The sequence below is a fragment of the Pseudomonas sp. C6002 genome, assembly GCF_013385805.1.
GTDB lineage: Bacteria > Pseudomonadota > Gammaproteobacteria > Pseudomonadales > Pseudomonadaceae > Aquipseudomonas.
In genome coordinates this window covers 249,884-263,071 of the sequence record NZ_JACAPH010000013.1, presented here as the reverse complement: position 1 = coordinate 263,071, position 13,188 = coordinate 249,884, and the positions used below count along the sequence as shown (strand labels likewise).

10 protein-coding genes are annotated in these 13,188 nt (G+C 61.8%); 6 read left to right on the top strand and 4 right to left on the bottom strand.

Annotation, left to right across the window (positions count from 1 at the left end):
• Window positions 1-84: 84 nt before the first annotated feature.
• Complete coding sequence (locus HX817_RS08680) at window positions 85-660, bottom strand: ANTAR domain-containing response regulator (protein WP_003219125.1); 576 nt, start codon at window positions 658-660, stop codon at window positions 85-87.
• A gap of 12 nt (window positions 661-672) precedes the next feature.
• Window positions 673-1,872 (bottom strand): CmpA/NrtA family ABC transporter substrate-binding protein, encoded by a 1,200-nt coding sequence (locus tag HX817_RS08675; RefSeq protein ID WP_003219123.1) that lies wholly within the window; start codon window positions 1,870-1,872, stop codon window positions 673-675.
• A gap of 236 nt (window positions 1,873-2,108) precedes the next feature.
• Here HX817_RS08675 and sctC point away from each other — a divergent pair, with 236 nt between their 5' ends.
• From sctC to HX817_RS08655, 4 genes are all read left to right on the top strand, one after another.
• Window positions 2,109-3,572: a type III secretion system outer membrane ring subunit SctC gene (sctC, locus tag HX817_RS08670; protein ID WP_177040108.1), complete on the top strand. Its 1,464-nt coding sequence runs from the start codon at window positions 2,109-2,111 to the stop codon at window positions 3,570-3,572.
• A 169-nt stretch (window positions 3,573-3,741) separates the two neighbouring features.
• Window positions 3,742-4,119 (top strand): winged helix-turn-helix domain-containing protein, encoded by a 378-nt coding sequence (locus tag HX817_RS08665; protein WP_023659087.1) that lies wholly within the window; start codon window positions 3,742-3,744, stop codon window positions 4,117-4,119.
• The gene (locus HX817_RS08660) at window positions 4,116-4,583 is read left to right on the top strand and encodes a transglycosylase SLT domain-containing protein (RefSeq protein WP_008437547.1); all 468 of its coding nucleotides are present in this window, start codon (window positions 4,116-4,118) and stop codon (window positions 4,581-4,583) included. The genes HX817_RS08665 and HX817_RS08660 overlap by 4 nt, the downstream gene beginning before the upstream one ends.
• 86 nt (window positions 4,584-4,669) lie before the next feature.
• Complete coding sequence (locus HX817_RS08655) at window positions 4,670-5,695, top strand: quinone-dependent dihydroorotate dehydrogenase (protein WP_003219118.1); 1,026 nt, start codon at window positions 4,670-4,672, stop codon at window positions 5,693-5,695.
• A 120-nt stretch (window positions 5,696-5,815) separates the two neighbouring features.
• Here HX817_RS08655 and rmf read toward each other — a convergent pair whose 3' ends face one another.
• Window positions 5,816-6,031 carry a ribosome modulation factor gene (gene rmf / locus HX817_RS08650; RefSeq protein ID WP_002553055.1) on the bottom strand — a complete coding sequence of 72 codons (216 nt, stop codon included), beginning with the start codon at window positions 6,029-6,031 and terminating at the stop codon, window positions 5,816-5,818.
• Window positions 6,032-6,562: 531 nt separating this feature from the next.
• On the opposite strand from rmf, the gene rlmKL reads away from it, so the two are divergent.
• Window positions 6,563-8,827, top strand: coding sequence for a bifunctional 23S rRNA (guanine(2069)-N(7))-methyltransferase RlmK/23S rRNA (guanine(2445)-N(2))-methyltransferase RlmL (rlmKL, locus tag HX817_RS08645; protein WP_003219107.1), 2,265 nt, complete (start codon window positions 6,563-6,565; stop codon window positions 8,825-8,827).
• 141 nt (window positions 8,828-8,968) lie between these two features.
• A complete protein-coding gene (locus HX817_RS08640; RefSeq protein ID WP_177040107.1) occupies window positions 8,969-11,368 on the top strand; it encodes a diguanylate cyclase in 2,400 nt (799 codons plus the stop codon).
• A gap of 136 nt (window positions 11,369-11,504) precedes the next feature.
• Here HX817_RS08640 and dacB read toward each other — a convergent pair whose 3' ends face one another.
• Window positions 11,505-12,965 carry a D-alanyl-D-alanine carboxypeptidase/D-alanyl-D-alanine-endopeptidase gene (gene dacB / locus HX817_RS08635; protein WP_003219103.1) on the bottom strand — a complete coding sequence of 487 codons (1,461 nt, stop codon included), beginning with the start codon at window positions 12,963-12,965 and terminating at the stop codon, window positions 11,505-11,507.
• Window positions 12,966-13,188 lie beyond the last annotated feature (223 nt).

Below are 13,188 nucleotides of genomic sequence, written 5' to 3'. Positions count from 1 at the left end.
GCGCTGTTCAAAAGTGAGCCGCCGTAAGGGCGGAACCTATAGCGGCCGTTACCTAAATAACGGATATACACCCCGACCCCCCTCTCACCCCAACAACTCACTCATCGCAATAATCTGCTCCGCCACCTGAATCAGCTTCTGCTGCCGACTCATCGCCTGGCGCCGCATCAGCGTGTAGGCCTCTTCCTCATTACACCCCTTCATTTTCATCAACAACCCCTTGGCCGTTTCGATCCGCTTGCGTTCGGCCAACTGCTGATCCCGCGCCTGCAACTGCGCGCGCAGCGCCTGGTCACTCTCGAACCGCGCCATCGCCACATCCAGAATCGGCTGCAACCGCTGCGCCTGAATCCCCTCGACAATGTAGGCACTCACCCCGGACTTGATCGCCTGACGCATCACCCCCGGATCATGCTCATCGGTAAACATCACAATCGGCCGTGGCTGGTCGCGACTCACCAGCACCACCTGCTCCATCACATCGCGTCCCGGCGACTCGGTATCGATCAAAATCACGTCCGGGCGCACCGCTTCGACCCGCGCCGGCAAGTCGATCGTCAACCCCGATTCATCGATCACCTCAAACCCGGCCTCGGTCAACGCAGCCTTGAGCCGACCGACCTTGCGCGGTGTGTCATTGATCAACAGGATTCGTAGCATGGGTTCCTCCTGTCAGCGCAAGGCCTGGCGGCTGGCAACATCTGCCATGGCATGCAGGCGAAAGCTGCGGGCATACCCGGCCGGGTCCGAACCGTCCCAGATTTTTCCGTCGATCAACTGGCTGCTGCGCATGGCCTCGCCACCGGCAGGCACGCCCACGGCGCTGGCCGCCTGGCGATAGATGTCCAGTTGTTGCACACGCCGGGCAACGCCGAGGTAGTCCGGGTCCTCCCGCAGCAGGCCCCAGCGGCGGAACTGGGTCATGAACCACATGCCATCAGACAGGTAGGGCAGGTTCACCTCGCCGTCGCCATAAAAACGCAGCGCGTGGGGATCCTGCCAGTGGTTGCCGAGGCCGTCATCGTAGTCGCCGAGCAGGCGCGGTTCGATGCAATCGAGCGGGGCGTCGAGGTACTGCGGGGCGCTCAGCAACTGTGCAGTGGAGCGGCGGTTTTCCGTGCTCTGTTCGATAAAACGGCTGGCCTGCAGGATCGCCATCACCAGTACCCGGGCGGTATTGGGGTATTGCTCGACAAATGCCTGGGTGCAGCCGAGGACTTTTTCCGGATGGTCCGGCCACAGTGCCTGGGTGGTGGCCAGGGTAAAGCCCTGGTTCTGCTTCACCGCACTGGCGCACCAGGGCTCGCCCACACAAAAGCCGTCGATGCGCCCGGCTTGCAGGTGCGCAACCATCTGCGGCGGCGGCACCACCACACTGTCCACATCCTGCAGGGGATGAATGCCCTGGCTGGCCAGCCAGTAATACAACCACATGGCGTGGGTACCTGTGGGAAAGGTCTGGGCGAAGGTGAGTTTTGTTCGGCTTTGGTGCACGTGGCGGTCCAGTGCCTCAGGACTGGTCACCCCCAGCTGTTGCAGGCCACGGGACAGGTTGATGCTCTGGCCGTTCTGGTTCAGGCCCATCAGCACCGCCATATCGGTGGGTGCCACGCCGCCGATGCCCAGGTGCACGGCGTAGATCAGGCCGTACAGGCTGTGGGCGGCGTCCAGTTCGCCGCTGACTAGGTTGTCCCGCAGGCTGGCCCATGATGACTGGCGCCTGAGATTCAAGGTCAGGCCATAGGGCTGGGCGAAGCCCTGGGTGGCGGCGACCACCACCGAGGCGCAATCGCTCAGGGCCATGAAACCCAGGTTGAGGCTGCTCTTTTCCGGGGCATCGCTGCCGTTGACCCAAGCCAGGGGATCACTCATCAATACGTACCTTTCATAAAAAAACGCCGTTCCGTCGGGTACTCAGAGGAAGAGCCCGGGGTAACGACGTCTGTGTCCTTGAGCCCGTTCCGCCGTTGGCGCGAGCTGCGATAGACAAGGCAAAGCAAGGCACATGCCACGATGCGCACAGGATGGGTTGGGCGTCAGCTTTCCATCAGGATTGAAATCGGCCTGCCTCGCAGTATGGCCGCTCTTTCAGCCCGGGCCATGCAGGCATGTTCAGCCACCTTCACCGTTTCTCGACGCTGCTTTTCGGCCTGCTGCTGCTGGGCAGCCCCGGCGCGTTCGGGGGCTCCTACCAGGCCCGTGATGAAAGCCTGCACACTTTTTTTACCGCGTTGTCCCTGCCGCTGGGGCAGCCGATCGTTGTCAGTCAGGCGACAGCTCGCAAGCGCATCAGCGGGGCGTTCGATTTCGGCTCGCCCCAACCGCTGCTGGAGTCGGTCGCCCAGCAGCAAGGCCTGATCTGGTACACCGATGGCCAGGTGCTTTACCTCTATGACGCCGACGAGGCGAAAAGCTCGGTAGTGACCCTGCGGCATATCTCGGTCGACCTCCTGCGTGGGTTCATGCGCCGTTCGGGGCTCGAAGAGGCGCGCTACCCGCTGCGTGCGAGTGGGGCGCGGGTGTTCTACGTGTCCGGGCCGCCGAACTATGTCGACCATGTGCTGCGCCTGGCCCAACTGATGGACCGCCAGCGTGCGGAACTGCGCCTGGGGCCGCAGCGGATCGGGGTGGTGCAGGTGCTCAACACCCACGTTGCAGACCGCGAGTACAACATGGGCGACAGAACCGTCACGGTGCCGGGCATGGCATCCATGATCGAAAAACTGCTGGCCGTCGAGCAGGAGAGTGCGTCCCCGCGGCAACCCGGATTACTGGCCGACAAGAATATCTCGGTGCTGGCGTACCCGGACACCAACAGCCTGCTGATCAAGGGCAAGCCCGCGCAGGTGAGCTTTATCGAAGGTCTGGTGGCAGAACTGGACGTACCGAAGCGCGCGGTGGAGGTTTCGATGTGGCTGGTGGATGTGGACCGCGATGAGCTCAAGAAGATCGGCGCGACCATGCACAAGGGGGCGGACAAGCCTTCAGCTACCCGGGTCATGGCACCCATCGAGGACGAAGCATTCATGCAGCGGATCACCGCCTTGGAGTTGCGCAGGCGAGCGAGGGTCACGACGTTGCCGGTGATTCTCACCCAGGAGAATGTGCCCGCGGTTTTCAACGACAACCAGACGTTCTATCTGCCCCGGCCGGGTGAAGACCACGACGAATGGCAACCGGTGGTCTTTGGTACGCAGGTCAGTGTTCTGCCGCGCTTCGCCGAGTCGAATGAAATCGAGATGCTGCTCACCGTCGAGGATGGCCGCCAGATGGGCAAGGCTGCCAGTCGCGACAAACCCTCGGCGGGGGTGGAGCGGATGGGGATCAACACGGTGGTGCGTGTGGCTCCGGGCAGGCGATTGCTGGTGGGGAATTTTCAGCGCGATACCGGCACAGCCTTGCTCGGACGCTACAACGGGCCCATGGCCAACAGTGTGCGATTGTTTGTGATTCAGGCGACGGCGGTCGCAAATGTGCTGCATACCGCTGCCGAGCCGGGGCAGGCGCCGCCGTTGACGCGCTCCCAGCATGAGCAGGTGAAGCGGGCATTTAACCGGGTGACCGAAGGATAAGAACGTTGGTGGCGCCCCTGGGCGGGCATCGCCGAAAGGTCCTACGTGCCCAGTCTGAAAAAATCAGTGCCTATGGGGTTTTTTCCTCTCCTATACAGCGAGTGGGCTTTTTATAGTCGCGACCTTCAGGAAACCAGTGTTGGAAGGTGAGTTGGGTGCGGAGGTACGAATGGCCGTGGTGAACGATGGGGTACTGGCTACCCCCATGGTCTTTGAGCGCTGGACGTTGCACGGTGACGGTAGATTGACGAGTGAAGACTCGGATATTCAACTCCCGCCCAAGGAGTGGCAGGTGTTGCGCCTGTTGCTGTCCTCGGCCGGAGTGCTGGTGACCAAGGACCACTTGCTGGAACAGGCATGGCCCCATAACGAGGCCACGGAAGAGTCCCTGACCCGTTGCATCTGTTCGCTGCGCAAATATTTGAAGGGCGGCAAGGGTCTGATCAAGACGGTATACGGCAAAGGGTACCGGGTGACCTGTGCGGTCAGGATGACCAGCCTGACGGTGGGCGCTGTCTGTTCCACCTGCGGTCGGGGGCAGGCATGAGCAGCGCCCGGTGCAAGGGGGCGCTGCTGCTGATGCTCACGCTCGGCTTCGGCAATGAAGCCCGGGCGTATTGCTGGGCCGAGGCTGCCAGCCGATACGGCATGGAGCCGGAATTGTTGCAGGCCATCGCCGCAGTGGAGTCGGGCTACCGCGCCAAGGCCATGAATTACGCCAACAACAACGGCACCCGTGATATCGGGCTGATGCAGATCAACAGCATTCACCTGCCGCGCCTGCTCAAGGAGGGCATTACCGAGCAGCGCTTGCTGGATGAGCCTTGCCTGTCGGTGGAGGTGGGGGCGTCGATCCTTGCCGACTTCGTCAAACAGTTCGGCTACAACTGGACGGCGATCGGTTCCTACAATGTGGGCGGCGGGCCCGGGCCTCAGCGTGAGGCCCTGCGTCTTCGCTATGCGCAAAAAATCTGGGTCCGCTATGAGGAACTGATGACGCACCGTAACTGACGATTGGACGGCACGCCTCGCATGCAGCCCGTCACCCCGGCTATAATCGCCGCCACCTTTCGCCGCCATCCGAGTCAAGCCCGCCCATGTATACCCTGGCCCGCCAGCTGTTGTTCAAACTCTCTCCGGAAACTTCCCACGATCTGTCCCTGGACTTGATCGGTGCCGGTGGCCGCCTGGGGCTCAATGGCCTGGTGTGCAAGGCCCCGGCGAAAATGCCGGTGTCGGTGATGGGGCTCGATTTCCCCAACCCGGTAGGCCTGGCTGCGGGTTTGGACAAAAACGGCGCGGCCATCGACGGTTTTGCGCAGCTGGGTTTTGGCTTTGTCGAAATCGGCACCGTGACCCCACGGCCGCAGCCGGGCAACCCGAAGCCGCGGATCTTCCGCCTGCCAGAAGCCGAGGCGATCATCAATCGCATGGGCTTCAACAACCTGGGTGTGGATAACCTGCTGTCACGGGTTCAGGCGGCGAAGTACACCGGTATCCTCGGGATCAATATCGGCAAAAACTTCGACACGCCGGTGGAGCGTGCGGTGGATGACTATCTGATTTGCCTGGACAAGGTCTACGCCCACGCCAGCTACGTCACGGTCAACGTCAGCTCGCCTAACACCCCGGGCCTGCGCAGCCTGCAGTTTGGCGACTCCCTCAAGCAACTGCTCGAAGCCTTGCGTCAGCGCCAGGAAGATTTGGCTGTGCGCCACGGCAAGCGTGTGCCCCTGGCAATCAAGATTGCCCCGGACATGAACGACGAAGAGACCGTACTGGTGGCCCAGGCCCTGGTGGATTCGGGCATGGATGCGGTGATCGCCACCAACACCACCCTGAGCCGCGTCGGTGTCGAAGGCCTGGCGTATGGTGACGAAGCGGGCGGCTTGTCCGGTGCGCCGGTACGCGACCAGAGCACCCACATCGTCAAGGTGCTGGCGGCCGAGTTGGCAGGGCGCTTGCCGATCATTGCCGTGGGTGGCATCACCGAGGGCAAGCACGCGGCCGAGAAAATCGCCGCCGGCGCGAGCCTGGTGCAGTTGTATTCCGGCTTTATCTACAAGGGCCCGGCGTTGATTCGCCAGGCGGTGGATGCGATTGCGGCATTGCCGCGCGGCTGACAACAGGCAATAAAAAGGGCTCCTTGAAGGAGCCCCTGGGCCGAAGCCCGCCGCCCGGATGGGGCGTGCGTGGTTAAGTGGTTGCGTATTCGTGCTGGTGTCGGAATTAAATGCCCTTGATTAGCCGACGGCGTGAAGTTCGTTGAGTCTGTGGATTCCCGCAGTGCCAGTCATACCGTCCCAGTTGTCGCCGCGTCCTTCTCGCCAGCCGTTGATCCAGGCTTGGCGTACCGACGGTAGAGTAAATGGGCAAAGCTCACGGGATTTGCCATGAACGCCATATTGATATCCGCGTAAAAATGCTCTTTCCAACGGATCACGCTTAAGTCTTCTCATAGGGTGTTTCCCTCACTTGTTGACTGTCTTGATATCCTTCGGCCTCGTCCGAGGCCGGGCAGAGTTTTTCTGCCGTTGGTGCGCTCGCTGCCGGCGTGGCGAGCTATGTGTCGGCGTCGTTACGGCGCCAACCTGTGTTGAGTTCTAACCAATAGGTCACATGGATTCAATGATCGTTTTGTCATAAGCACGTAACGATAACGATGCTATAGCCATAAGCTGGGATGGCTTTTCGCCCCTTTTGTTGGGCAAACCCAGCTATGATGTGCCCTTCAAAGAGGATGGGTTTAATCCTTTAGTGAGAATGTCCGCCTGTTGCAGTCGGTTATTATTCGACGAAGGGTCGGAATGTTTCTTCTTGTTGCTTCAAATACTTGAACTGCCCCGTCGATAAAGGCCCGAAAGGCCGGTAGCCGGGGTGGAACGGCACATTCGTGCCACACGAGCGCTCTTCAAGAAAAGCGCTTGATTGAAAACCGAACGCGCGATGCGTCGCCCGTTCACTTATTGCTGAAAAGCCTGGAATGCCCCATGTCGGACCGTTTTGAACTCTTCCTCACCTGCCCCAAGGGCCTCGAAGGCCTGCTGATCGAGGAAGCCGTCGGGCTTGGCCTTGAGGAAGCCCGCGAGCACACCTCGGCCGTGCGCGGCATGGCCGACATGGAGACCGCCTACCGCCTGTGCCTCTGGTCGCGCCTGGCCAACCGCGTGTTGCTGGTGCTCAAGCGCTTCCCGATGAAGGACGCCGAAGACCTGTACCACGGGGTGCTGGACATCGAGTGGGAAGACCACATGCTCGCCGACGGCACCCTGGCCGTTGAATTCAGCGGCCATGGCTCGGGCATCGACAACACCCACTTCGGCGCGCTGAAGGTCAAGGATGCGATTGTCGACAAGCTGCGCACCCCGACCGGCGAACGTCCATCCATCGACAAGATCAACCCGGACCTGCGCATCCACCTGCGCCTGGACCGTGGCGAAGCGATCCTTTCCCTTGATTTGTCCGGCCACAGCCTGCACCAGCGCGGCTACCGCCTGCAGCAGGGCGCGGCACCGTTGAAAGAGAACCTGGCGGCGGCGATCCTGATTCGCTCCGGCTGGCCGCGCATCGCTGCCGAAGGCGGCGCGCTGACGGACCCGATGTGCGGCGTCGGTACCTTCCTGGTGGAAGGCGCGATGATCGCCGCCGACATGGCGCCCAACCTAAACCGTGAGCTGTGGGGTTTCACCGCCTGGCTTGGCCACGTTCCGGCGCTGTGGAAAAAACTTCACACAGAGGCCAGCGAACGTGCCGCCATCGGCATGGCCAAGCCACCGCTGTGGATTCGTGGTTACGAGGCGGATCCTCGCCTGATCCAACCCGCCCGTAACAACATCGAACGCGCAGGCCTTAGCCACTGGATCAAGATCTACCAGGGCGAAGTCGGTACCTTCGAGCCGCGTCCGGACCAGAACCAGAAAGGCCTGGTGATCTGCAACCCGCCGTATGGCGAGCGTCTGGGTGATGAAGCCAGCCTGTTGTACCTCTATCAGAACCTCGGCGAGCGTCTGCGCCAGGCGTGCCTGGGCTGGGAAGCGGCGGTGTTCACCGGTGCTCCGGACCTGGGCAAGCGCATGGGCATCCGCAGCCACAAACAGTATTCGTTCTGGAACGGCGCCTTGCCGTGCAAATTGCTGCTGATCAAGGTCACCCCGGATCAGTTCGTCACCGGCGAGCGTCGCACCCCGGAACAACGCCAGGCCGAGCGCGAGCAAGCGGCCTACGACCAGGCGCCGACCGAGCCGCAAGAGCGCCAGTACAACAAGAACGGGAATCCGATCAAACCCGCCCCGGCCCCAGTGGTCGAGCAGGCGCGCTTGAGCGAAGGCGGGCAGATGTTTGCCAACCGCCTGCAAAAGAACCTGAAACTGCTGGGCAAGTGGGCCAAGCGCGAAGGCGTCGATTGCTACCGTGTGTACGATGCCGACATGCCGGAATACTCCATGGCCATCGACCTGTACCACGACTGGGTCCATGTCCAGGAATACGTGGCGCCGAAGTCGATTGACCCGGAAAAAGCTTCGGCACGCATGTTCGATGCCCTGGCGGCCATTCCCCAGGCGCTGGGCATCGACAAGAACCGTGTGGTGGTCAAGCGTCGCGAACGCCAGAGCGGCACCAAGCAGTACGAGCGCCAGAGCGCCCAGGGCAAGTTCACCGAGGTCAGCGAAGGCGGCGTCAAGTTGCTGGTCAACCTGACCGATTACCTGGACACCGGCCTGTTCCTCGACCACCGTCCAATGCGCATGCGCATCCAGAAAGAGGCGGCCGGCAAACGCTTCCTCAACCTGTATTGCTACACCGCCACCGCCAGTGTGCACGCCGCCAAGGGTGGCGCGCGCAGCACCACCAGCGTCGACCTGTCGAAGACCTACCTGGACTGGGCGCGCCGCAACTTCTCCCTCAACGGTTTCTCCGACAAGAACCGCCTGGAGCAGGGCGACGTGATGGCCTGGCTGGAAGCCAGCCGCGATGAGTTCGACATGATCTTCATCGACCCGCCGACCTTCTCCAACTCCAAGCGCATGGAAGGCATCTTCGACGTGCAACGCGACCACGTGCAGTTGCTGGACCTGGCCATGGCGCGCCTGGCACCGGGCGGCGTGTTGTACTTCTCGAACAACTTCCGCAAGTTCCAGCTGGAAGACAACCTCGTCGAGCGGTATGCCGTCGAAGAGATCAGCGACAAGACCATCGACCCGGATTTTGCGCGTAACGCCAAGATCCATCGGGCGTGGAAAATCACCGCGCGCTGATCACTGTGTTCTGAAGCCGCAGGCCCGGATCATTCCGGCCTTGCGGCTTTTTTTTGCGCTGGTCAAACGCAAGTCCTGTGGCTATAACTTAGGACCTGGCCAAAGTGACGCACCCGCACGCTGGCGTTCCGAGTCTTGTCTATGCCGCTGCATGCCGTCCGCCCGAAAATCCTAGGCTTTATCAGTGAGCAGGTGTCGGCGTGGCTGGTGGCGGTGGTGGTGTTGCTGGCCGGTATCGCGCTGACGATTGTCGTCGCCTGGGCCGCGTCCGAGCTTTACCAGCAGCAGATGCGCCAGCGCTTTCAACTGCTGGTCAACGAGCGCTACAGCCGTCTCCAGGAGCGTTTCGAGGACCAGGAACAACGCCTGGGCAGCCTGCGGCGGTTCTTCGTCAATTCAAATACAGTCTCGCGCAAAGAGTTCGAAGGGTTCGCGCAGCCCTTGCTGTTGCGTACCCGCGCCTATGCCTGGGCTCCCCGGGTTTTGCGTGACCAGCGCGGTGCGTTCGAGCAGGCAATCACGGCGGAGCGCGGTGCGAATTTCTCCATTCGTGAATTGAATGCGGCGGGCGAACTGACCCCGGCGACTGATCGCGATGAGTATGTGCCGGTGTTGTACAGCCAGACCCAGAGCATTCTCGGCTCGCCGCTGGGTTTTGACCTGTTGGCCCAACCACTGCGGCGCTCGACGGTGGAGCGTGCGCAACAGTCAGGGAAGATGGCGGTGTCCCAGCCCATGCAACTGGTGGGTGTGGAGCCGGCCTATGCCATGGGTGTATTGCTGGTGGCACCGGTCAGCCGGACACCGACGACACAAGTGCCCAACAGTGAACCTTACGGCTACGTCATGGCGGTGATCAGCATGCGCCAGCTGGTGGCCGATGGCTTGCCCAAGGCCGCACGGGACAACCTGGTGATGCAGATTGTCGACACCTCCGATGCAGAGCAACGGGTGTTGTACGAATCCAGCAACCCCGTGGCAGACAGTGACCTGGTGGCAGCACGCCGGCTGACGCTCGGCGACCACGTCTACGCCTTGAGCCTGCGCCCCAGCCAGGTGTTCCAGCAGGGCAATCACTCGTCGCTGGTCAGTATCCTGGTCATGGGCAGCCTGCTGAGTGTGCTGCTCAGTGCGTTGCTCTACGTGGTGGTCAGCCAGCGCCAGCGCGCATTGAAGCTGGTGGAGCAGCGCACCGCCCAATTGCGTCAGCGGGAACAGGAACTGCGAGGCACCCACGGCCAACTGCGCAGCGTGCTCAATGCGGCCACCCAGGTGGCGATCATCGCGACGGACTTGCGCGGTGTGATCACCACCTTCAACGCCGGCGCCGAGCAGATGCTGGGCTTTGAAGCACAAGAGGTACTGGGCCACCTGACCCTCGAAAGCCTGCACCTGGCCCCCGAGCTGGAAGCCCGTGCCGCGCAATTGAGCGCAATCCTCGGCAAGCGCATCGCGCCAGCCCAGGCGATGCTGGTGGACAGCGCCGATGCAGTGCATGAGGCCCGCGAGTGGACGCTGGTACGCAAGGACGGCAGCCAACTGACGGTGAACATGCTCGCCACTGTTCTGCTGGACGAGCATGGCCTGTGGGTCGGGCACCTGGCGATCTGCCTGGATGTCACCGAGCAGAAGCGCGCCTATGAGGCACTGGCCGCGCGGGACCGCCTGCTGAAGAAACTCAGCGCCCATGTGCCCGGCGGTATTTTCCAGTTCGTCCTGGAACCGAACAATGTCTCGCGGTTCATTTATGCCAGCGATGGCATCCGCGACATCTACGAAATCGAGCCTGGGGTGTTGCAGCAGGATGCGCGAAAGGTCTTCGAGCGGATTCATCCGCTGGATGTCGAGCGGGTACGGGAGTCCATTCGCCTGTCCACCCTGCAACTGAGCCATTGGCGTGAAGAATACCGGGTGCAGTTGCCCCATCGGGGGCTGCGCTGGGTTCGCGGTGAGGCGACGCCGGAAGAGCTGGCCGGTGGTGGTACGTTATGGCATGGCTATGTGTCGGATATTTCCGATCTCAAGCGGGTCGAGGAAGAGCTGCGGGCGCTGTCGATTACCGATTCCCTGACCGGCATTCATAACCGACGCTACTTCCAGGACCGGCTGAAGGCCGAGATGATCCGGGTCAAGCGTGCCTCGGGGGCGTTGTCGGTGATCATGTTCGACATCGATCACTTCAAGCGCATCAACGACCAGCATGGTCACGCGGTGGGTGATGAAGTGCTCAAGGAGTTATGCCGGCGCATCAGCCAGCGGTTACGACGCACGGATGTGTTTTGCCGGCTGGGCGGCGAGGAGTTTGTGGTGCTGTGCGCCAATACCGACGGCAGCCAGGCGTTCAGTGTTGCCCTGGAGTTGTGGCAGGCGTTGCGCGGTGAGCCGATGGAAGGTGTCGGCACGGTGACGGCGAGCTTCGGGGTCGCCAGTTGGCGGGTCGAGGAGGGCGTCGACAGCTTGTTGCTGCGGGCGGATTCGGGTGTCTATGCCGCCAAGCAGGCGGGCAGGGACAGAGTTGAGGCAGAGCGGGTGCTTGCCTGAAGTGCACGGCCATTCAAGCTATTAGAGATCAATGTGGGAGCTGGCTTGCCTGCGATAGCATCACCTCGGTATTCCTGATAGACCGAGGCGTCTGCATCGCAGGCAAGCCAGCTCCCACATTTGATATTTGCTGCTGTTAGAGGACCGGGGCCGCCGCCGCCAGTTTCGGCTGGCGATACAGGTCCAGCAGCACCTGGTCCAGTACCGAGGACGCGCCCCACGGTTTCGGATCGTTGAGAATCGCCACCACAGCCCAGGTATTGCCATTGTTGTCGCGGCTGAACCCGGCAATCGCCCGCACGGTGTTCAGGGTGCCGGTCTTGACGTGGGCTTCGCCGCGCATGGCCGTGGTCTTCAGGCGTTTACGCATGGTGCCGTCGGTGCCGGCAATCGGCAGCGAACTGATGTACTCCGCCGCGTACGGGCTTCTCCACGCCGCTTGCAGCATGGTCGCCATTTCGCGGGCGCTGACCCGTTCAGCACGGGACAGGCCGGAGCCGTTCTCCATCACCAGGTGCGGCGCGGTGATGCCTTTTTTCGCCAGCCACTGGCGCACCACGCGCTGGGCGGCCTTGGCGTCGTCGCCGTCGGCATCGGTGCGGTACTGCGCACCCAGGCTCAGGAACAACTGCTGGGCCATGGTGTTGTTACTGTATTTGTTGATGTCGCGGATGATCTCCGCCAGGTCCGGCGAGAACGCACGAGCCAGCACTTTGGCGTTCTTCGGTACCGGCGCCTGGATGTCGCGGCCCTGGATGCTGCCGCCCAGTTCCTTCCAGATCGCCCGAACGGCGCCGGCGGTGTAGGTGGCGTGGTCCAGCAACGACAGATACGTCTGCGAACTGCAGCCGTCCGCCAACTGGCCGCTGACGGTCACGGTGACGCTGCCGTCGGCGGCGGTCATCGGGCTGTAGCGCACATCGCCGGTGCATTGCTTGGCGTTGGAGACCTTGACCTGGTTGTCGATGCGGATGCTCGCAATCGGCGGCTCGACCGACACCAGCACCTTGCCCGAATCATTGCGGGTGACGAAGCGCAGCGCCTTGAGGTTGACCATCAAGGCATCGGGCTTGACCAGGAACGGCTTGTTCTCGTCGTTGCCGTCGTCATTGAACTCCGGCAGTTGCGGCGGGATGAAGAAGCCACGGTCCAGCACCAGGTCGCCGGTCACTTGCTGCACGCCATTGGCCCGCAGGTCGCGCATCAGCAGCCAGAGTTTTTCCATGTTCAGCTTGGGGTCGCCGCCGCCCTTGAGGTACAGGTTGCCGTTCAGGATCCCGCCGCTCAGGGTGCCGTCGGTGTAGAACTCGGTTTTCCACTGATGGTTGGGACCGAGCATTTCCAGGGCCGCGTAGGTGGTGACCAGCTTCATGGTCGAGGCCGGGTTGACCGACACGTCGGCGTTGAACACGGTAGGTGTGCCCGGGCCATTGAGGGGAATCATCACCAGGGACAGGGCATTGTTTTGCAGCTTGGCTTTCTGGAGGGCTTCCTGGACCTTGGGCGGCAGGGAAGTGTTGATCGGGGCGGCGGTAACGGAAAAGGCCAGGGGCAGAAGAAAACTGGCGAGTAACAGTGGACGCAAAGATTTGATCATAAGAATTAAAACCCTACTGCTGAGGGGGTAAAAAGGTGAGGGGTATGTACGAAAAATCCCTCAATGGTCATGAAAGTGTCGGCATTATGCCCCAAGGCTGTCGCACTTGTGGCTGAACGATAGCTGCAATTGGCGGTTTTTTTTACTGGCACTCTGCCGCCCGTCCCAGAGAATCGGGCAAAGGCCTGCTTAAACTGCTAAAGTGCCGCCCGTTATTACTTAA

Bases quoted from the DNA above. Each gene is read 5' to 3' on its own strand.
- HX817_RS08680 (WP_003219125.1), bottom strand. From the start codon at position 660: ATGCTACGAATCCTGTTGATCAATGACACACCGCGCAAGGTCGGTCGG.
- HX817_RS08675 (WP_003219123.1), bottom strand. From the start codon at position 1,872: ATGAGTGATCCCCTGGCTTGGGTCAACGGCAGCGATGCCCCGGAAAAG.
- sctC (WP_177040108.1), top strand. From the start codon at position 2,109: ATGTTCAGCCACCTTCACCGTTTCTCGACGCTGCTTTTCGGCCTGCTG.
- HX817_RS08665 (WP_023659087.1), top strand. From the start codon at position 3,742: ATGGCCGTGGTGAACGATGGGGTACTGGCTACCCCCATGGTCTTTGAG.
- HX817_RS08660 (WP_008437547.1), top strand. From the start codon at position 4,116: ATGAGCAGCGCCCGGTGCAAGGGGGCGCTGCTGCTGATGCTCACGCTC.
- HX817_RS08655 (WP_003219118.1), top strand. From the start codon at position 4,670: ATGTATACCCTGGCCCGCCAGCTGTTGTTCAAACTCTCTCCGGAAACT.
- rmf (WP_002553055.1), bottom strand. From the start codon at position 6,031: ATGAGAAGACTTAAGCGTGATCCGTTGGAAAGAGCATTTTTACGCGGA.
- rlmKL (WP_003219107.1), top strand. From the start codon at position 6,563: ATGTCGGACCGTTTTGAACTCTTCCTCACCTGCCCCAAGGGCCTCGAA.
- HX817_RS08640 (WP_177040107.1), top strand. From the start codon at position 8,969: ATGCCGCTGCATGCCGTCCGCCCGAAAATCCTAGGCTTTATCAGTGAG.
- dacB (WP_003219103.1), bottom strand. From the start codon at position 12,965: ATGATCAAATCTTTGCGTCCACTGTTACTCGCCAGTTTTCTTCTGCCC.